This is a genomic window from Paraburkholderia sp. RL18-085-BIA-A (assembly GCF_046027075.1).
GTDB lineage: Bacteria > Pseudomonadota > Gammaproteobacteria > Burkholderiales > Burkholderiaceae > Paraburkholderia.
Genome location: NZ_JARESU010000030.1, coordinates 1 through 19,800, shown reverse-complemented (window position 1 = coordinate 19,800; position 19,800 = coordinate 1). Strand labels below are relative to the sequence as shown.

Below are 19,800 nucleotides of genomic sequence, written 5' to 3'. Positions count from 1 at the left end.
CACGCTTTATCCGACCGGAGACGACATGAAGGAAATCGAACCGACCCCGTGGTTTGAGCTTGCGGCCCACACGCCCGTCCGTGACGGCTGGTACGAGGTGCAGTTGACAAGCGGGGACACGGCGTTTGCGAAATTTGGCGACGGCATCTGGACCGAGAAACCGTTGCTGGTCTTCACGCACTGGCGCGGCTTGTCCGCCGATCCATCGAAAGCCGCCGAGGGTGAGGCCGAATCCATCGGCGCCGAGGCCACCGCGGCCCAAGGTGTACGCGCCGCCTGGAACGCATTCTTCCCAGGGCTCGGCGAAGAACAGCACAAACCGCTCGACGCGGTGCCCAACGGCAAAGCGCCACATTGACAGATGCGCGGGGCGGCGGCTTGCGGGCTGCCGTCCTGAAGCGCGTTTGCTTTCCCTCTTCCTCTACTTCTGTTCTTGCGCTTCGGCGGCGCGCGCCGCTGCGTCGATAGCGGCGAGCAGGCCAGCTTGCGGGCTGGTCAGCGGCGTCGCGCCGCGCGTGACGCGCTCCGCCGCGCCTGCCATCGAGGCCTGCGCGAGCGCGACGATATCCGCGCCGTTTGCATAGGCGGAGTCCAGCGCGGCGGCGACCGTCGCGAGATAGGCCGCCGAATCGCCTGCCTTGAAAAGATCCCATGCGCCGCTGACCAGTTGAACGTCGACATGCGCGGCGGTGCCCGTCGCGGCCTGAAGGAAGAGGCTAGTCGTGGGTTCGAGCGTGGTCGGCGCGGCGCATAGCACGACGACCTTGCCGCCGCTTGCCACCGCGCGCTGTGCGAGTGCTGCGTCGATTCGCAAGACAGGAGTCGGAGCGCACTGTTTGGCGAGCGTGTCATCCACGGCTGGGCCGAGTGTCGAGCAGGTGAGCAACACGGCGTGCGAGCCGCTACTGAGCGCGAGCAGCGCCGCCTGCGTTTGTGCTGCGACGGCCTCGGTCAAGCCGCCGTCTCGCTCGGCGGCCGCGAGCAGATCCGCGCGAACCACGTGCGTCAGTTCGAGCGTTGGCGAGCCGATGGCGCGGGCCGCGGCGTCGAACACGGCGATGTTGCTGTCGGCGGTATGCAGGCATACAAGGCGCATGGCTTCTCCTCACTTTCCGGTGGTCGCACATTCTTGCCTGGAAACGGCGCGGGCAGGTAGCGCCGAATGACCGCACCCGCGCCGTCATGTCATGACGCCGCTACAATCCCCTCATCCCTTCAGACGCAAGCAAGCACTTATGAAAGTCACCCGAGAACCCGTGGCGTTGTCGCGGGCCACGCAGTTGCTCAATCATGGACCGGTCACGATCATCACCAGCGCGCACGGCGGCCGCTCGAACGTGATGGCGGCGTCGTGGGCGATGCCGCTCGACTTCAACCCGCCGAAGGTCGTGGTCGTGGTGGACAGCCGCACGCTCACGCGGCAACTGATCGAAGCGAGCGGCGTGTTCGGCCTGCAACTGCCGACCCGCGGATTCGCCGCGCAGACGCTGGCGGTCGGCAGCCACGCGGGCGTCGAACTCGACAAGTTCTCCGCGTTCGACCTCGACCCCTTCCCCGCGCAGATCATCGACGTGCCGATGCTGGCCGGCTGCATTACCTGGATGGAGTGCAAGGTGATTCCGGACGAGAGCCAGCGTCACGATCTGATCATCGGCGAAGTGGTCGCCGCGTATGCGGACAGCCGCGTGTATTCAAACAACCGCTGGCACTTCGGCGACGACCCCGAACTGCGCACCTGCCATTACGTGGCCGGCGGGACGTTCTTCGCGACCGGCGACGCGTTCGAGGTCGCGCCGGCGAGCGCCGCGTCGGCGGATTGATGAGCGGCAGGCGGCACGCGTCGAGCCGCCTGTTGGCATCGAAGCGATGCTTCGTCTTGTGTTCGAGCGGCGCGACGAGTTCGCGCCGCTATCTCCTGCGTCAGTTGGCGCCTTCGGCAAACGCCTTCAGCGCACCGCCCGCCAACCGGTAACGCACCCATTCGCTTTGCGCGCTCGCGCCGAGCGATTCATAGAAACCGATCGCCGGTTCGTTCCAGTCGAGCACGCTCCATTCGAAGCGGCCACAACCGGTGTCGCACGCGATTTGCGCGAGGTGGCGCAGCATCTGTTTGCCCGCGCCGCTGCCGCGCGATGCCGGTGACACGTAGAGGTCTTCCAGATAAAGCCCCTGTTTGCCGAGCCACGTGGAGTACGAAAAGAAGTAAACGCAGAAGCCGACCGGCTCGCCGTTCATTTCGCAAATGAGCGACCTGGCCGGAGCGCCTGCGCAAAACAGGCTGGCTTCGATGTCTTTGGCGGAGGCGACGACTTCGTGCTCGGCTTTTTCGTATACCGCGAGTTCGGTGATGAAGCGAAGAATCAGCGCTGCGTCGGCGGTGGTGGCGGGGCGGATGTGAATAGTCAAGGCAAAGTGCTCGATGAGTTGGATGGTGGATCGACGCCGGGCGAGGACGCGTCGGCTTCGGATCGGACGTACATCGTAGCGTTTATCGCACGCTTATGGCCAGCTATGCAGGCAGCTTGTGCGCAGTATTTGCCGCGTTAGCGGTTGACGCGCGCTGACAAAATCGCTTACTGTCGATCCATGGACTTTCACTTGATTCCCTTCGCTGCCGTCACTACCACGACGACCACCTTCACAGGCGGGTCGTCTGGAGGTTGCGCGCGCTAGCAGCAAGGGTAGCAGTGGCAACCCACCAAAGGCCCCACCGGAAACGGACGGGGCCTTTGGCGTTTCTGGCTCTCCGTTTGCGGCATCCATCAACGATCCGCCGGCGATTTACCGACGGTATTCGAGCTAACGGAGCATGACTGTGAATGACATCGACCATCGTGTACTAGGCAATAAACTCGATCTCTACCATCAACAGGAGGACGGTGCCGGCATGGTGTTCTGGCATCCGCGCGGCTGGGCGTTGTATCGCGTGCTGGAAGATTATGTGCGCGCCCGCATGCGTCGCGCGGGATTTCGCGAGATTCGCACGCCACAGTTGCTGGCGCGCTCGCTGTGGGAAAAGAGCGGTCACTGGGAGAAGTTCGGCGCGGCGATGTACTCCCTCGCTGAGGCCGAAGAAGGGCGCGCGCTCTGCCTGAAACCGATGAGCTGTCCTTGCCATGTGCAGGTGTTCAAGCAGCGCGTGCGTTCATACCGCGAGTTGCCGGTTCGCTATAGCGAGTTCGGCGCCTGCCATCGCGACGAACCGTCGGGGTCGCTCGAAGGACTGAAGCGCACGCGTGCTTTCGTGCAGGACGACGCGCACGTCTTCTGCTCGCACGCGCATATCGAAGCGGAAGTGGGGCGCTTCTGCGCGCTGTTGCGCTCGGTCTATGCGGACCTCGGCTTTTCGGCGTTCGAGGTCGCGCTCGCGACGCGGCCAGCTTCGCGAGCGGGCAGCGATGCAACGTGGGATCGCGCGGAACACGCGTTGGCTATTGCGGCCCGCGCGGCAGGACTCGCGTTCAACGTGCTCGAAGGCGAGGGCGCTTTTTACGGGCCGAAACTGGAGTTTCATCTGACGGACAGCCGCGCACGGCGCTGGCAATGCGGCACGATCCAGCTCGACTTCGTGCTGCCCGAACGGCTCGACGCGGAATTCGTCAACGAGCGCAATGAGCGCGAGCGGCCGGTGATGATCCACCACGCGGTGCTGGGGAGCATGGAGCGCTTCATCGCGATGCTGCTCGAACATCACAACGGCTGGCTACCGGTGTGGCTCGCGCCCGAGCAGGTCGTGGTGGCGACGATCAGCGAAGCAAATGCGGCTTACGCTCAAGAAGTGATGCACGCGCTCGACGATGCGGGCATCAGGGCGTGCCTCGACAGCCGGCCCGAGAGGCTGGAGAAGAAGATCGTCGATGCGCGCGAGAAGCAGGTACCGATCCTGGTCGCACTGGGCTCGCGCGACGAGCGTGACCGGACGATCAGCATCCGCCTGCGCGACGGGCGGCAGTCGACGCTGGCTTTTGCGGATGGTGTCGAGCATTTGCGGCTGGCGGCGCTGCCGCCGCTTATGGCATCGCGAGCTTGATGGAGCAGTCGCTTCGAGACGGCGTTTGAAAGCAGGCCGTGTCGGCCACCACCATGATGTTTCGGGGCAGGCCGGTGCGGCTGCAATCCTAACCCGCAGGCGAGTCATGCCACACTGCGATCTGGCAGCGCTCTTGGCTTTCGGAATTTGTTTTCCGTACAAGTTTCTGCATGACGGCTCTGGAAAGCGCCACCGTTGCAGCCACCGCGGCTAGCCTCGAGGCGTCGTCTTTCACGCCAAAGGCGGACGTTGATCCAGCGGACCACCAAATGGCCGAAATGGATTGAGGCGGGAAACTGACTCGGTGCGGGAGCGCTCGTTCGATGCCGGTCTCGATGGGGTGCACCGACAAACGCGCGGGCCGAATTCAGGTCCCGGCCTAAACGGCAGCCGCCCTTTCGCGGTGTAGTATTCCGTCATGTCCGCGTTATTGCTCCGCTTCGACGGCGCGCATATTTACGTATCCATGACGAGCCCGGCAAGCTGGTCAAAAGACATGGAAGCTGCTTCAACGGTACGTATGGTGGCGTCGGCCGTGAAAGCGGCATTGATGGGAAATACATCGTGTCAACCGAGTGGAAGCGCCGCGTCAGGCTATTTATCCAGCGTTTCTGGCAGCCGACCAGCGCGTGCATGACCTGCATGCCGGGGAGTTGGGGCAATATCATGAGCCTTGCCCACTGGACGATTGCACTCCATACAGGTCTGCTCACCGGGCTCCTGGCCGTACTTTTGACCTTCACGCCTGCGGCGAGACTCTACGGGCATCGGTACGGCAATGCGCTGGTCGTCGGCTTCCTGACAACGTTAGGCGATGCCTACTCGCATCCGGGTCACTCCCGCATCCCCTATGTCGAGCACGTCGTGACGGGTGCTGTTTCAGGTCTCTTGACGTTGGTTGCATCATATCTTTTCGAAGACCGTGCGCGACGCCTTCGGGCGGCATGGGTTCGGGTTTTCGGATAACTTGTCCGTTGACTTTCTGAGCCCTCTGGGTCGAATCGAAAGAGCCTCGCCGGTCTGGTGCGCCTCATTGCTGGTGCGCCCGCGCGCGGAAAGCGGTCGTTCGACGCGACCGTCTGGATCGCTGACAAAACGTTTTTCCCGAAAGCGACCTTTCGTATCGCGCGGTGTTCGACTCACCGGCGATGGCCGCTCCGGCCCATTTTCAGCCATGTTCGTCCTATCCTACTTATCCCTTCAACGGCAACCAGATCTCCAATCCACCCATCCCGCTCACCGGATCAAACTGCTCGCCATACCGCTCGAAATTCGGCGCATCCGCAGGCAGATGCCCCGACGCCGGCAGCCACTGATTCCAGATCGTATTCAATGTGCGGCGAATTGCCGAGATATGCTCGCGATGACTGAACACCGCATACCTTTGGGCGGCGATCCGCACGCGGCTCAATTCCGCCGGCAACGCCGAAAAATCGCTGACTTCGACGCCGCACAGATAGTCGAAATTGCCCGCGTCGTCCGCGTTGTAGCACACGCCGTAAGCCACGCTGCCCACTTGGCCCGGCACCTTGCCGAAGTACGCGCCAAAGCGCTGCCACTGCGATGGAATCGCCGTGCTGGTGTCGCACGTATAGCGCTCGCTCAGACCCGCGACGAGAAACGGCTTGCCGTCTTCGAAGCGCGGCGGCTCCAGATGCGTGAGGAGGGTTTCGTCCATTTTGATCGGCTCCACGATGGTGATGTTGTCTAGCCGGCCACGCGCGCGCAGCGCTTCGGGCGTGAGTCCGAATTGCTCGCGAAACGCGCGGGTAAATGCTTCATGAGAACCGTAACCGGCGTCGATGGCCACCGCGAGGATGTCGGGCGCGCCGTCGGCGAGCCGTCGCGCGGCCTCGCTCAGACGGCGCGCGCGCACGTAGCGCATCACCGAAAGCCCGGTGGCCGCCTCGAAAGCGCGCGCCAGATGAAAGCGCGACACGCACCCGCATTGGGCGATGTCGTCGAGCGTCAATTCGCCTGCAAAATGGCTTTCGATAAACCAGAGCGCTTTTCCGACCGGGTTCATATCGGCTCTCGTGTCAGCATGAAGCCAGCATAGCCACCGGCGAGGCTCCGCGTTTGATCGCGCTTGCGGTTTTGCTGCGAGTTTCGCGTGGCGGCGCGCAGGTCAGCAGTTCTCGGTCGCCGCCTCGTCGCCGGTAGCGCGCGCAGGTTCCGACGATACCGGCACGCCATGAGCACCGGCGCCACCCGGCTGCCCAGGCTGCCCCGGCCGCAACAGCAAGCCGCCAAGAACGCCAGCCGCCGCAGCGAAAATCGCGCCCAACGCAAACGCCACGTGGTAGCCGCTATTCAGCGCCGCCGTCGCGCTCCCCGCTGTTTGCAGCGCGTCGCTGCGAGCGGCCGCGAGACTCGCGAGCACGGCAAGCCCAAGCGCGCCGCCCATCATGAACGACGTATTGACGATACCGGACGCGAGGCCCGAATCGGCCGGATCGACATCGCTCATCGCGGCGAGCAGCATCGGATTGAACGCGATGCCTGCGCCGACGCCGAGCAGGATCATGGCGGGCAGCACGTCGGGTACGAAGTTGCCGTCGACCGGCGCGCGTGCGAACCACGCGAGCGCGCACGCCGCGAGCAGCAGACCCGCCGCCAGCGGACGGCGCAGGCCAAAGCGCATCACCACGCGCGCCGACAGGCCGAGAGAGAAAAACGCCATGATCAGATTCGACGGCAGAAACGCGAGCCCGACTTGCAACGGCCGGTAGCCCAGCACGCGCTGCAGGTATAGCGCGGAGATGAAAAACCACGCGAACATCGCCGCCGCCCACAGAACGGCGATCACGTTCGCGATCGCGACATTGCGCAAGCGGAACAGGCCGAGCGGCATCAACGGATGCTGGACCCGCGCCTCGATCATCAGGAACGCGGCCAGCAGTGCGAGCGCGGCGAACAGCAAGCCGAGCGTTTGACCCGAGGTCCAGCCCGCTTCATTGGCATTGACCACCGCGTAGACGGCCAGCATCAGCGACGCGGTGACCGTTACCGCGCCGGCCACGTCGAGCCGCTCGCCGTGCGCATGTCCGCGAGCGGACGGCAGCAGCGCGACACACGCTGCGTACACGGCGACACCGATCGGCAGATTGACGAGAAAGATCCAGTGCCAGCTCAACAGGTTGGTGAGCAGGCCGCCGAGCAGCACGCCGATGCTGCCGCCGCTCGCGCAGACAAAGCCGTACACGCCCATGGCCTTTGCGCGCTCGCCGGGTTCGGTGAACAGATTCATGATCAGCGACAGCGATACCGCCGAGACGACCGCGCCGCCGAGTCCCTGCACGGCGCGTGCGCCGACCAGCAGGATTTGCGAGTTCGCCATCCCGCAAGCGAGCGACGCCAGCGTGAAAAGCGTGATCCCGCCGAGAAACAGCTTGCGGTGTCCGTACAGATCGCCGAGCCGTCCGCCGAGCAGCAGAAAGCCGCCGAAGGTCAGCATGTACGCGTTGACTACCCAGACCAGCGAGGTTTCGGTAAAGCCGAGGTCCCCCGCGATGGACGGCAGCGCGACGTTGACGATCGTGGTGTCGAGTACGATCATCAAGACGCCCAGGCATAGGACGATCAGCGCCAGCCAGCGTTGTCTGCCGTGAATGGAATGGGTCATGTGTGCGCTCCTGTGCCGCGGTCGCGCGGATTCAAGGGACTCGACCCGCGGAGGGATGTGCCGCCGCTTGCGGACCGCGGGCCATATGTCGAGAGCAATGGGATTTTTGAGTCTAGCATCCCCGAGTTTCGCGTCACACTACGAAACCCCGCTATGCACAGTCACCGTGACTGCGAAATCCCGCGCGCCCAACCGCGTCAGTCGCCGCCGAGAATCTCGTACTTGCCGCCGCGTTCGAGTGCACGCTGATACGCCGTCCGCGCGTGAATGCGCTTCAGGAAACCGGCTATCGCGGGCAACTGGCCTTCCATGCCGCCGCGCGCCGTCGCGGCTTCGAGCGGGAAGCTCATTTGCACGTCGGCGGCGGTGAAGTCATTGCCGACGAACCAGCCCGTCGCGCTCAATTCCTTGTCGATATAGCCGAGGTGCAATTTCAGCTGAGGGTCGATGAAACTCGATTGCAACGTCGCCGCGATCTTGCGCGCGATCGGTTTGGCGAAGAACGGCATCGGCGCGCCTGCGATGCGCAACGCCACCAGTTTGAGCAGCAGCGGTGGCATCGCCGAGCCTTCCGCGTAGTGCAGCCAGTACGTGTAGCGCAACCGTTCCGCCGTGCCGGGTGCGGGCGCAAAACGCCCCTGTCCGTATTTGCCGACCAGATACTCGACGATCGCGCCCGACTCCGCGATGGTCACGCCGTCGTCGGTAATGACGGGCGACTTGCCGAGCGGATGCACCGCGCGCAACTCGGACGGCGCAAGCATCGTTTTCGGATCGCGCTGGTAACGCTTGATCTCGCACGGCACGCCGAGTTCTTCGAGCAGCCACAACACGCGTTGCGAGCGTGAGTTGTTCAGATGATGGACGGTCAGCATGGGTCGATGGACGTTGGCGAGTGGAGCGTCACATCATAGGCAGGTTGTGCCGAGGTGTGGCTCTAGTCGCACCTCGCCTCCCTCTCTGGCTCATCCGGCTCACGCGGTTCAAACCCGCGCCTTGCTGCCCATCAGCTCATTCGACGGCAAGGTCTCGTCGAGCAGCTTACGCGCGCTTTCGATTCCGGCGACCGGCAACCCTTCTGGGTTCAGCAAGCCCACTTGCACAAGCACTGAAGCCTGATCCCAATAGATGTGCTCGTTGTAAAGCTTGTCGCCACGGAAGCACACCACCGCCAGCATCGGCACTTCAAAATACTTGCCGGTCGGGGTGACGCCCGGCAACAGCCAGTCGATTTCGCAGCTATGCGTGCAGCTGAAAATGAATTCGTCGACGATACGATCCGCGCCGATCGTGCGTGAAATCGGAATCAGCTTCGTATCGGGCGGATTCGAGTTGACGAAGTGATGCGTGTAGAAGCGCTTGAGCCTGTCATGACCAACGCCGCCGGTCATCGTCGGCACATGGTTGACGTAGGGCTCGGCGACCATGGTCGGCATCACCGCGTCGACGTCGCGCGTGGCGAATTCGTGGTAGCAGTGCGCTTCCCACAGTGCGTTGAGATCGTAGACCGGACCGAGCACCTTGCGCAGCAGCGCGAGCGTGCGCGAATACGCCATCATCGCGGCGGGTTTGTCGTACTGCGGACGCGCGGGCGCGGCGAACGCGTGATCGCAACCGGGGTACACGTACTGCTCGATTTGCGGGCGCGTGCGCAATGCGGCGCTGATTTGTTCGCGCGTGGCGGGAGGACAGTGCGCGTCGTTTTCGGGGAAATGGAACACCATCGGGCAGCGCACGGCGGGCACTTCATCCAGATGCGCTTCCAACCCGACGCCGTAGTAGCTGACCGCGCAGTCGACGTCGGTGCGCGCGGCGCTCAGGAACGCGAGCTTGCCGCCCAGGCAGTAGCCCACCGTGCCGACCTTGCCGGCCTGCTCGGGCATCGCGCGCAACGCGGCGACGGTCGCGGCGATATCGTCGATGGCGAGATCGACGTCGAACTGACCGAGATAGCCGAGCGCCTGCTGCATATCGGCGTCGCCGTAACCGAGTTCGATACCCGGCTTGATGCGCCAGAACAGATCCGGCACCAGCACCACATAGCCTTCCTCGGCGTAGAGGTCGGCGGTCGCCTTCATCGTGTTGTTGACGCCGAAGATCTCCTGCAATAGCACGAGGCCTGGTCCCGACCCCTGCGCCGGACGTGCGACGTAGGCGTTGAAACGGCTGCCATCCTGGGCGACGACTTCGATGAAAGATGCGGCCATGCGGTGTGTCTCCTGTCGATCGGAGTTAGCGCTTTAGCTGTCGGCCGGAGTTAGTGCTTCAGCACTTACTCCGGTCCCATGCAAAGCTCTTACTCCGATCCCACGCACTAGCGAGTCGATCGGAGTTAGCGCTGTAGCGCTTACTCCAGTCCCACGCAAAATAGTTGCGCAGGAAGTTGGTTAAGTCATCGTGCGCAACTCGAAGCGTTTGAGCTTGCCGGTTTCGGTGCGCGGCAGTGCCTCGACGAACGTGATGACGCGTGGGTATTTATACGGCGCCACGCTATTTTTCACGAAATCCTGCAGTTGCGCGACCAGTTTGTCATCCGGCTCATAACCCGGGTTGATCACGACGAACGCCTTGACGATCTGTCCGCGGGTTTCATCCGCCACGCCGATGACCCCGCATTCGGACACCGCATCATGTTGCAGCAGCACGCTCTCCACTTCGGGACCGGAGATGTTATAGCCGGCCGAAACGATCATGTCGTCGGCGCGCGCCTGGTAGAACACGTAGCCGTCCTCGTCGAGATATACCGAGTCGCCCGGCAGATTCCAGCCGTCGCGCACGAACTTCGCCTGCCGCTCGTCGGCGAGATAGCGGCAGCCGGTCGGCCCGCGCACCGCGAGTTTGCCGATCGTGCCGGGCGGCACCGGTTGCATCGCGTCGTCGACGGCCTGCACGACGTAGCCGGGCACCGCGCGGCCGATCGCATGCGGACGAATCTGCTCGCCCTGCGCCGAAATGAAAATGTGGATCAGCTCGGTGCCGCCGATGCCGTCGATCATGTCGATGCCGGTCGCGTCGTGCCACAGCCGCCGTGTGGAATCCGGCAGCGCTTCTCCGGCCGATACGGTCTTCTTCAGGCTCGACATGTCATGGCGCGCGACGAGCGGCGCCATTTGCCGGTAAAAGGTCGGCGCGGTGAACATGATGGTCGCGTGAAAACGTTCGACGGTTTGCAGCAGAGTCTCGGGCGTGAGCTTCTCGATCAGCACCGTGGACGCGCCTACCCGCAGCGGAAAGCACAGCAAGCCGCCGAGGCCGAACGTGAACGCGAGCGGCGGCGTACCGCAAAACACATCGCTCGACGACGGCTTGAGCACATGACGCGGGAACAGATCGCACATCGCCAGCACGTCGCGATGAAAGTGCATGCAGCCTTTCGGCGAGCCGGTCGTGCCGCTCGTGAAGGCGATCAGGCAGACGTCGTCCGCGGCGGTGTCGCATGCGGCGAACTGGTCGGGCTTGTTGACCGCGAGGGTGTCGAGCGAATCGGCGGCGTCATCGTGGAACAGAAGCGTCTGCTTCAGGCTCGCGCAGTAGAACTCGTCCCGAGGATCGGCGCAGCGCGCCAGTTCTTCGGTCAGGCGCGCGTCGCACAATGCCGCGCCGATCTGCGCCTTGTCGATGATCTGCTTCAGTTCCTTCGCGCGCAGCAATGGCATGGTCGGCACCACGACCAGACCCGCCTTCAGCGCCGCGAGCGCGGCGACGGCCATCTGCAATGTGTTCGGCCCGCGCAGCAGCACCCGGTTGCCAGGCTGCAAACCCATTTCGTCGACCAGCACGTGAGCGCTGCGATTGACGAGCGCGAGCAGTTCGCCATAGGTGGTGGCGCACGGCGCGCCGTCCACCTCGGACCAGATCGCCGGACTGTCGCGATGACCCGCTTCGATGGTCCGCTCGAGCAGCTCGGCCGCGCAGTTCAGGCGCGTCGGATAGGCGACGTCCGGGTTGTCGAGCAGAAAGACGGGCCACTGGTCCTGCGGCGGAAGATTGTCGCGCGCGAAAGTATCGACGTGTGCTGACGGTTCCATCTCGGGTCTCCCGGGCGTTGAGCCGGCTAAATGCGCTTCGGTTGGCTTGGGTGGCTTGCGTGGGCTTGTTTTCGTTCGATGCTTACTGCGGTATCACTGCGGTCGCTTCGATCTCGACCTTCGCTTCGTCTTCGATCAGCGCGACGACCTGCACCGCGCTCATCGCTATGTCGTAGTCGCCGACCAACTCGCGAAACGCACGGCCGATGTCTTTCAGAGCCGCGAGATACTCGCGTTTGTCGGTGACGTACCACGTCATCCGCACCAGGTGCTCGGGCCGACCACCCGCTTCGTGCAGCACGGCCACGACGTTTTTGAGCGCCTGGATGGCTTGCGCGGCGAAGTCGGTGGTCCGGAACTGCGCCTGTTCGTCCCAGCCGATCTGGCCGGCGATGAACACCTGCGTGCCGCTGGCAGCGACGCCGTTCGCGTAGCCGCGCGGTTTGATCCAGCCGGCGGGAAGGAGAGCTTGTTTCATGAGCGATGCGCCTCGATGGATTCGGGTTGAGGGGCAAACATCGCGAGCGCGCTCGCGATGTCGGCGGGAATGTCGATGGATGTGCCGCTTTCGAGCGACGTGGTCACCAGCACCTGCTTCGCGCGAAAACGGATTTCGCCGCCGTAATGGCCGACGATCTCGATGCTGATCGAGCGACGGCCGATCGCGCTCACGCCGAGCGTCAGCATGATCGTTTCGCCCATCTGGCTCGGCCGCGAAAACTCGCAGTCGAGTTTGACGATCGGCAAACCGACCCGGCGCTGCGCGATCATCTGCGTATAGTCGATGTGCAGGCCTTCGTTGAACCAGTCCTCGACCAGCGCGTTGGTCATCACCAGATATTGCGGAAAGAACACGATGCCCGCCGGATCGCAATGCGAGAAGCGGATTCGCACGGGCCGCTCGAAGGTCGCGTTCATTAGCGTGGTGCTCCGGCGGCGGCATGCGCTTTCAACAGATCGCGGCCGATGATCAACTGCTGCACTTCGGTCGCGCCTTCGTAAATGCGCAGTGCACGGATCTCGCGATACAGCATTTCGACGGCAGTGCCGCTTTGCACACCCATGCCGCCAAAAAGCTGCACGGCGGCGTCGATCACCTGTTGCGCGCCTTCGCTCGCATGCCACTTCGCCATCGCCGCTTCGCGCGTGACGCTTTCGCCTTGATCGCGCAGCCACGCGGCGCGATAGACGAGCAGCGCGCTGCTGTCGATGGTCAACGCCATCTGTGCGAGTTTGGCCTGCGTGAGCTGGAAATCGCCGAGTGTCTGCCCGAACATCTTGCGCGACGACGCCCGCGCGAGACCCTCGTCCATCGCGTGACGCGCGAAGCCCAGCGACGCAGCGGCCACCGACGTGCGGAAAATATCCAGCGTGCGCATCGCGAGCTTGAAGCCTTCGCCGGGCGCGCCGAGCATCTGGCTGCGCGGCACGCGAGCGCCCGCAAAATGCAGACGCGCGAGCGGATGCGGCGCGATCACGTCGATGCGTTCGGCAATCTCGAGCCCCGGCGTATCGGCATCGATAATGAATGCGCTGATGCCGCGCGCGCCCGGCGCTTCGCCGGTTCTCGCGAACACCACATAGAAGTCGGCGATGCCGCCGTTGGAGATCCATGTCTTGTCGCCGTCGAGCACGTAAGCGTCGCCGTCTTCACGGGCCGACAGCGCCATGGCCGCGACGTCTGAGCCCGCTTCCGGTTCCGACAGCGCGAACGCGGCGATTGCCGTGCCGTTCGCGACGCGCGGCAGATAGCGCGTCTTTTGCTCATGCGTGCCGCCGAGCGAGATCGCACCCGAGCCGAGCCCCTGCATCGCGAGCGCGAAATCCGCGAGGCCCGAGTGCCTGGCGAGCGTTTCACGCAGCAGGCACACGGCGCGCGTGTCGATCGTGTCGCCGTGGCCGCCGTAGGCGACACCGCCTACGCCATATTTCAGCCAGCCTGCGGCGCCCAGTTCATGCACGAGACGGCGGCAGGTCGCATCGGTGTCCGCGTGGTCTTCGTGCGCGAGATTCGCGCGGCACCAGGCTTCGATGCCGGCGGCCAGTTCGCGATGACGCGGCTCGAAGAACGGCCACGCAAGCGCACTATGCAAATCCATTTGATTGTCGGCGCTCAACTCAATCTCCCTCGAAAACCGGACGCGACTTCAGGGCAAACGCACTGTACGCGCGCTCGAAATCGCGTGTGCTCATGCAGATAGCCTGGGCCTGCGCTTCGGATTCGATCGCTTCGTCGATGCTCATGCTCCATTCCTGGTGCAGCATCTTCTTCGTGATGCCGTGCGCGAAAGTTGGACCAGCGACGAGATCGGCGGCGAGCTTCTGCGCTTCTTCGACGAGCGCGGCCGGTTCGCAGAGGCGGTTATAGAAGCCCCATGCATGGCCTTCGTCGCCGCTCGCCGAGCGGCCGGTGAAGAGCAGTTCAGCGGCGCGCCCCTGGCCGATGATGCGCGGCAATATTGCGCAAGCGCCCATGTCGCAGCCCGCGAGGCCGACACGCGAAAACAGGAACGCGAGCTTGCTGCGCGCGGTGCCGAGTCGCAGGTCGGACGACATCGCGAGAATCGCGCCCGCGCCGGCGCACACGCCGTCGACGGCTGCGATGATGGGTTGCGGGCAGTGGCGCATCGCCTTGACGAGATCGCCGGTCATGCGAGTGAAGAGCAGCAGTTCCGGCATCGGCAGATCGATCAGCGGTGCGATGATGTCGTGCACGTCGCCGCCGGAACAGAAGTTCTCGCCCGCGCCGTGAATCACCACCGCCTTCACGTCGGTCGCATAGGCCAGTTGCCGGAACAGGTCGCGCAGCTCCGCATATGATTCGAAGGTCAGCGGGTTCTTGCGCTCCGGACGGTTCAGCGTGATCGTCGCGACCTTGGCCGTCACCGACCAGCCGAAGTGTTGCGCCTCGTATCCGGCGAGCGTCAGGCGGTTGCCGGCCAGCAGCGCGTCGGCGTTGGATCGTGTCATGGTGTCTCCTTCTGATCCCATGTAGATGGTTGCTGCGGTTCGGTGTGCTTCAGACTTTCAGACTGTCGAGCAGATGTTGCTTGAGTTTGCCAAGGCGCTGATGCGTGCGCGACTTTTCATCGAGGCTCAGGCCGCCGAACAGTTCGACGACCCATTGCTCGTGCGCGACCGCCATCTTGTCGAATGCCTTGCGGCCGGCGGGCGTGAGACACACGCTGGTCGAACGGCGATCGTTCGGATCGGTGTCGCGCGATACCAGCCCTTCTTTTTCTAGCTGGTCCGTAATGCCGGTGATGTTGCCGCCCGTCACCATCAGACGGCGCGACAGCTCGGTCATCTTCAGACCTTCGGGGTGGCGTTCGAGCTGCGCCATCAGATCGAAACGCGGCAACGTCATGTCGAATTCGATGCGCAGACGTTTGCGCAATTCGGCTTGCACGAGGTTGGTCGTGGTCAGCATGCGCAGCCACAGACGCAGACCCATGTGACTGTCCGCGCCCGTGCTCATTTCCAGGTCCACGACGTTCTCCGCGGGTTTGGCGACGCCCTTGCGCGGCGGCTTCGTTTCGCCCGCCGCCATCGGCTTCTTGATGTTGGTTGACTTGCTCACATTACTTCTCCACCAGAGATGGAAATGGATTGCCCCGTGATGGCGTCCGAGCCGGGTTGGCACAGCCACAGCACGCTGTTGGCGACCTGCTCGGGACTCACGAAGCGATGTTGCGGATTCGAGCGCAGCAAGGTTTCGCGCGCCTGCTGTTCGGTGCGCGAGGTTTTGCTGGTGATCTGTTCGAGGGACGCGTGCAGCAGTTCGGTCTCCGTGTAGCCGGGGCACACGGCGTTGACGGTGATGCCCTTGGTCGCGACTTCCAGCGCGAGCGAGCGCGTGAGGCCGATCACGCCGTGCTTCGCGGCGCAGTAGGCGGTGACATACGCGTAGCCGATTTGCCCCGCCGTGCTGGCGACATTGACGATGCGGCCACGGCCGCGTTCGAGCATGCCGGGCAGCACCGCGCGCGTACCGAGAAAGACGCCGGTGAGGTTCACGTCCAGCATGCGCTGCCACAGCGCGATGTCGGTGTGCGTGAACGGTGCGGCTTGCGCCTGGCCCGCATTGTTGACGAGGATATCGACCGGGCCCGCCTGGCTGAAGGCGTTCGCCACCGACTCTTCCTGCGTCACGTCCACCACGATGCACGCGACGTCGCCGAATGCGCGGCATTTTTCCCGCTGTGTTTCGAGCCGCTGCACGTTGCGGCCCATCAGCGTGACGCGTGCGCCAGCGCGCAACAGTGCTTCAGCGACCGCCGCGCCGATGCCGCTGCCGCCGCCCGTCACGACGGCGTGTTGTCCGGCAAGCACGGATTGGGGCGTAGTCAAGTGGCTCACGATGTTCCCTCGGCGCGTTGCGCGCGTTCTTGCGCAGACAGGCCTGCATTCGCGGCGGCCTGCGCGCGCTCGCGTTCCAGATTGCGTTCGAGTTGCGACTTCGCGGCGGTATAAGGCTTCGGCCACGCAACATCGAAATAGCCGATCTTCGCCGCTTCGTTCAGCGTCCACGCCGGGTTGGCCAGATGCGGCCGCGCAATCGCGCACAGATCGGCACGCCCCGCGGCGATGATGCTGTTCACGTGATCCGCTTCCGAAATCGCGCCGACCGCGATCGTCGCGATGCCGGCTTCGTTGCGCACGCGGTCGGCAAAGGGTGTCTGGAACATGCGGCCGAACACCGGCTTTTCTTCCTTGCTGACCTGGCCCGACGACACGTCGATCATGTCGGCGCCGGCCGCCTTGAACGCGCGGGCGATCTGCACGGCGTCGTCTGGCGTGGTGCCGCCTTCGACCCAGTCGTTTGCGGAGATACGTACGGAAATGGGCTTCTCTTGCGGCCACACCGCACGGATCGCTTTGAACACCTGCAGCGGATAGCGCAAACGGTTTTCGAGCGAACCGCCGTATTCGTCGGTGCGATGGTTGGTGAGCGGCGACAGGAAGCTCGACAGGAAGTAGCCGTGCGCGCAGTGCAATTCGAGCCAGTCGAAACCGGCGTCAGTCGACATGCGCACGGCGTTGACGAATTGCGCTTCGATTTCGCACAGCTCTTCATGCGTGGCTTCGCGCGAATGCTGGCTCACGCCACGCAGATACTGCTGCGGTGAGGCCGACACGAGCGGCCAGTTGCCTTCGGCGAGCGGCTGGTCGATGCCTTCCCACGAGACGCGTGTCGAGCCTTTCGCGCCGGAATGGCCGAGCTGGATGCCGATCTTCGCGTCCGACTGACGATGCACAAGATCGACAATCCGTTTCCAGGCGGTGAGATGCTCGGGCGCGTACATGCCGGGACACGCGGGCGTGATGCGCGCTTCGGGCGAAACGCAGGTCATCTCCGTCATCACGAGCCCGGCGCCGCCCATCGCGCGCGCGCCGAGGTGCATCAGGTGATAGTCGCCGGCCACGCCGTCGACCGCCGAGTATTGCGCCATCGGCGATACCACCACGCGGTTTTTCAGCGTGACGCCGCGTAGCGTGAATGGTGTGAACATCGGCGGCACGGAATGCCTGTCTGGCGCGCGCTCCACGCCGGAGCGCCGGGCCAGCCAGTCTTCGAATGCCGACAGATAGCGCGCGTCGCGCTCGCGCAGATTTTCGTGCGAAATACGCTGCGAACGCGTGAGCAGCGAATACGCGAACTGTTCCGGCTCGAACGACGTGTAGCGGTCGACGTGCTCGAACCATTCCGTCGAATTGCGCGCGGCGTTCTGGATGCGCAGCACGTCGATGCTGCGCACTTGGGTGTAATGCTGCAGCGCGGCGGGCAAATCGCCGGGATGGGCACCGATGCTGTTGGCGAGTTCGATCGCGTCTTCGAGCGCGAGCTTGGTGCCCGAACCGATCGAGAAGTGAGCGGTATGCGCGGCGTCGCCCATCAGCACGACCGGCGTTTGCGAGCCGTCGGCGTTGCGGCGCCAATGCACCCATTCGCCGTTGACCACGCGCGGGAAACGAATCCATTGCGACGAGCCGCGCAAATGCGCAGCGTTCGACATCAGCGCGTTGCCGTCCAGGTACTTCGCGAACAGCTTCTCGCAGAACGCGATGCTGTCTTCCTTGCTCATTTCGTCGAGACCGGCGGCGCGCCACACCCGCTCAGGCGTCTCGACAATGAAGGTGGAAGTCTGATCGTCGAAACGATAGGCATGCGCCTGGAACCAGCCGAATTCGGTTTCTTCGAACGCGAACGTAAAGGCGTCGAAAAGCTTCTTGGTGCCGAGCCACACAAAGCGGCAGTCGCGCGTGTCAATGTCCGGCTGATAGGTGGCCGCGTACTTTTGCCGGATCGCGCTGTTCAGGCCGTCGCACGCGATGATGAGGTCGGCTTCGTAGACGCTGTCGTCCGTCACCTGGGTTTCGAACACCAGCTTGACGCCGAGTTCTTCGCAGCGCGCCTGCAGGATATTCAACAGGCGCTTACGGCCGATGCCGCAAAAGCCATGGCCCGATGAGCGGATGTGCCGGCCGCGGAAATTGATCTCGATGTCGTCCCAGTGGTTGAACGCGTTGAGGATCGTATCGGCGCTGGGGGCGTCGGCCGCGCGCAGGTTGCCGAGCGTCTGGTCGGAAAACACCACGCCCCAGCCGAATGTGTCATAGGGACGGTTGCGCTCGACGACCGTGACTTCGTAACCCGGATTGCGGCTTTTCATCAACAAGCCGAAGTACAACCCGGCCGGACCGCCGCCGATACAGACAATGCGCATGCTCGCTCCCCAATGTGGTTCTGCCTGAGTGTTAATTTAGGCTTAGATAGTTTAAGTGTCAAGTAAAGTTCACGGCTTGTCCGGCCGGGGCCTGCCGTTCTCGATCCTGGAAACTAAAAGTGTCAGTTGAAAATAAAAATGACAAGCTCATCCACAATGTGAAATGGACGGACTGGGGTATGTGGCGGCTCGCGGGAAGTCGCAGGCTATCAAAGGGAAACTGCAGTAAATGCTTTGTCGTCAGGCTGGCAATGAAACTCAAATGGTGCCAGTACAGATTGCAGGACAATTCCGGCCGGTCTATGCCGGCGTGCCCTTCTCATCGAATTCGTGGTGCTGGTGGGTCGGTGAGGCCGCGAACCTGGTTGTGCCCATGAAGTCCGTGGGTAAGCGGGCATAGGAGCGTGGAAAGCTATTCTGCGACTGCGGCCCCGCTTTTTTGCAATTCACAGAGTCTGAATACCGTCGCGACGCGCGTGCAGACAGCCCCCGGCGACGCCGAATCTGCATCGAAACTGAACGCTTGCGGATCGGCGCTTTGCTAAAGCCAGCGACGCACGCGTGCACAGTAGTCGGCGTAGCGAGTCTCGTGCATCCTCAACATACGTGCTTCTTCGAATCTGGCTTGCATTTGGACCAGCAGTTCAGACACGATCCAGAACATCAATACAGGCCATGTCGGTACGACGAGAAGCTGTCCTGTCATTGACCCTCTGATTCCGAGGTAGATTAGCTTGGCCGATCATCTCACGACCAGACCCCCCCGGGAGCGCGAATTGTGTTCAAGCCGATATTGAACGGGCTGGGATCATCGAAATGCAACTGCGCGCCGGCCGCGGGTCGCTCTTGCACGCCGTGCATTTTCACATTGCAGGGTTGTCGCTTCCTTCATTCGGGTGGCTGTGGCATTTTGCTCGCAGGGCACTCCCATGAGATGCATGACGTAGTTGACGCTTCATCTCATGACGCCATGACCGCGTATGCATCGCCGAAGGTGCCGCGCAAAAATCGGATCCATGACTTATCGAATGAGGACGTCAATGTCACAAACCAGAACTTCGAGCAGTAAAGACGAGCTTATCGCGCGATGTCTTCCATTCCTTGAAGAGGTCAAGGACATGACCACGGGCTCCGAAGTGGAGCAATGGCTCAACGATCAGTACGGGACAGATAGCGAGTTCTATCAGGATCTGGCGCGCTTGATCAGGATTGGCGTGGAAGAGGAAGGCTGGGCTGCCAACATAGAGATTGCTGGGTGGAACTATCGCCGTGCCCGGCTAGTCGAGCCTTCGGAAAAGACCTTTGGATTCAGCATCACTACGGTTTACATGGATAGCCGTGGAAACGATCAGGCCAATCCGGAAGGCAGCTTCCGTGGCGATTATCACT

General features: G+C 63.2%; 19 protein-coding genes. 5 read left to right on the top strand and 14 right to left on the bottom strand.

Annotated elements, in window-relative coordinates:
* Positions 1-25: 25 nt before the first annotated feature.
* The gene (locus tag P0D89_RS21240) at positions 26-358 is read left to right on the top strand and encodes a hypothetical protein (RefSeq protein WP_408358580.1); all 333 of its coding nucleotides are present in this window, start codon (positions 26-28) and stop codon (positions 356-358) included.
* A gap of 63 nt (positions 359-421) precedes the next feature.
* On the opposite strand, the gene P0D89_RS21235 is transcribed toward P0D89_RS21240, so the two are convergent.
* Positions 422-1,096, bottom strand: coding sequence for an aspartate/glutamate racemase family protein (locus tag P0D89_RS21235; RefSeq protein WP_408358579.1), 675 nt, complete (start codon positions 1,094-1,096; stop codon positions 422-424).
* A gap of 139 nt (positions 1,097-1,235) precedes the next feature.
* On the opposite strand from P0D89_RS21235, the gene P0D89_RS21230 reads away from it, so the two are divergent.
* A complete protein-coding gene (locus tag P0D89_RS21230; RefSeq protein ID WP_408358578.1) occupies positions 1,236-1,820 on the top strand; it encodes a flavin reductase family protein in 585 nt (194 codons plus the stop codon).
* Between the two features lie 100 nt (positions 1,821-1,920).
* Here the strand turns inward: P0D89_RS21230 and P0D89_RS21225 are convergent, their stop codons facing one another.
* Positions 1,921-2,406, bottom strand: a complete 486-nt coding sequence (locus P0D89_RS21225) for a GNAT family N-acetyltransferase (protein ID WP_408358577.1) — start codon at positions 2,404-2,406, stop codon at positions 1,921-1,923.
* A 403-nt stretch (positions 2,407-2,809) separates the two neighbouring features.
* Here P0D89_RS21225 and thrS point away from each other — a divergent pair, with 403 nt between their 5' ends.
* Together thrS and P0D89_RS21215 are read left to right on the top strand one after the other, a co-directional pair.
* On the top strand, positions 2,810-4,030 hold the full coding sequence (gene thrS / locus P0D89_RS21220) for a threonine--tRNA ligase (protein ID WP_408358576.1): 1,221 nt from the start codon (positions 2,810-2,812) through the stop codon (positions 4,028-4,030).
* A gap of 564 nt (positions 4,031-4,594) precedes the next feature.
* Positions 4,595-4,996 (top strand): hypothetical protein, encoded by a 402-nt coding sequence (locus P0D89_RS21215; protein ID WP_408358575.1) that lies wholly within the window; start codon positions 4,595-4,597, stop codon positions 4,994-4,996.
* A 226-nt stretch (positions 4,997-5,222) separates the two neighbouring features.
* Here P0D89_RS21215 and P0D89_RS21210 read toward each other — a convergent pair whose 3' ends face one another.
* The 12 genes from P0D89_RS21210 to P0D89_RS21155 form a co-directional block, all read right to left on the bottom strand.
* Positions 5,223-6,056 (bottom strand): AraC family transcriptional regulator, encoded by an 834-nt coding sequence (locus P0D89_RS21210; protein ID WP_408358574.1) that lies wholly within the window; start codon positions 6,054-6,056, stop codon positions 5,223-5,225.
* Positions 6,057-6,158: 102 nt separating this feature from the next.
* Positions 6,159-7,655, bottom strand: coding sequence for a DHA2 family efflux MFS transporter permease subunit (locus P0D89_RS21205; RefSeq protein WP_408358573.1), 1,497 nt, complete (start codon positions 7,653-7,655; stop codon positions 6,159-6,161).
* 197 nt (positions 7,656-7,852) lie between these two features.
* The gene (locus tag P0D89_RS21200; RefSeq protein WP_408358572.1) at positions 7,853-8,530 is read right to left on the bottom strand and encodes a glutathione S-transferase; all 678 of its coding nucleotides are present in this window, start codon (positions 8,528-8,530) and stop codon (positions 7,853-7,855) included.
* A 108-nt stretch (positions 8,531-8,638) separates the two neighbouring features.
* Positions 8,639-9,862: a dienelactone hydrolase family protein gene (locus P0D89_RS21195; RefSeq protein ID WP_408358571.1), complete on the bottom strand. Its 1,224-nt coding sequence runs from the start codon at positions 9,860-9,862 to the stop codon at positions 8,639-8,641.
* Positions 9,863-10,042: 180 nt separating this feature from the next.
* The gene (locus P0D89_RS21190; protein WP_408358570.1) at positions 10,043-11,683 is read right to left on the bottom strand and encodes an AMP-binding protein; all 1,641 of its coding nucleotides are present in this window, start codon (positions 11,681-11,683) and stop codon (positions 10,043-10,045) included.
* Positions 11,684-11,765: 82 nt separating this feature from the next.
* Positions 11,766-12,161, bottom strand: coding sequence for a RidA family protein (locus P0D89_RS21185; protein WP_408358569.1), 396 nt, complete (start codon positions 12,159-12,161; stop codon positions 11,766-11,768).
* Complete coding sequence (locus P0D89_RS21180; RefSeq protein WP_408358568.1) at positions 12,158-12,601, bottom strand: acyl-CoA thioesterase; 444 nt, start codon at positions 12,599-12,601, stop codon at positions 12,158-12,160. Before P0D89_RS21180 ends, P0D89_RS21185 begins: the two co-directional genes overlap by 4 nt.
* Entirely contained in the window at positions 12,601-13,782 is a 1,182-nt protein-coding gene (locus P0D89_RS21175; RefSeq protein WP_408358567.1) for an acyl-CoA dehydrogenase family protein, read from the bottom strand. The genes P0D89_RS21180 and P0D89_RS21175 overlap by 1 nt, the downstream gene beginning before the upstream one ends.
* Before the next feature lie 19 nt (positions 13,783-13,801).
* Positions 13,802-14,653 (bottom strand): enoyl-CoA hydratase family protein, encoded by an 852-nt coding sequence (locus P0D89_RS21170; protein WP_408358566.1) that lies wholly within the window; start codon positions 14,651-14,653, stop codon positions 13,802-13,804.
* A 49-nt stretch (positions 14,654-14,702) separates the two neighbouring features.
* The gene (locus P0D89_RS21165; RefSeq protein ID WP_408358565.1) at positions 14,703-15,263 is read right to left on the bottom strand and encodes a MarR family winged helix-turn-helix transcriptional regulator; all 561 of its coding nucleotides are present in this window, start codon (positions 15,261-15,263) and stop codon (positions 14,703-14,705) included.
* Positions 15,260-16,033: an SDR family NAD(P)-dependent oxidoreductase gene (locus P0D89_RS21160; protein ID WP_408358707.1), complete on the bottom strand. Its 774-nt coding sequence runs from the start codon at positions 16,031-16,033 to the stop codon at positions 15,260-15,262. The genes P0D89_RS21165 and P0D89_RS21160 overlap by 4 nt, the downstream gene beginning before the upstream one ends.
* A 5-nt stretch (positions 16,034-16,038) precedes the next feature.
* A complete protein-coding gene (locus tag P0D89_RS21155; RefSeq protein WP_408377163.1) occupies positions 16,039-18,411 on the bottom strand; it encodes a bifunctional salicylyl-CoA 5-hydroxylase/oxidoreductase in 2,373 nt (790 codons plus the stop codon).
* 1,040 nt (positions 18,412-19,451) lie between these two features.
* On the opposite strand from P0D89_RS21155, the gene P0D89_RS21150 reads away from it, so the two are divergent.
* Positions 19,452-19,800 (top strand): 4-hydroxylaminobenzoate lyase (locus P0D89_RS21150; protein WP_408377161.1); only part of this gene is annotated, 349 nt, incomplete at its 3' end.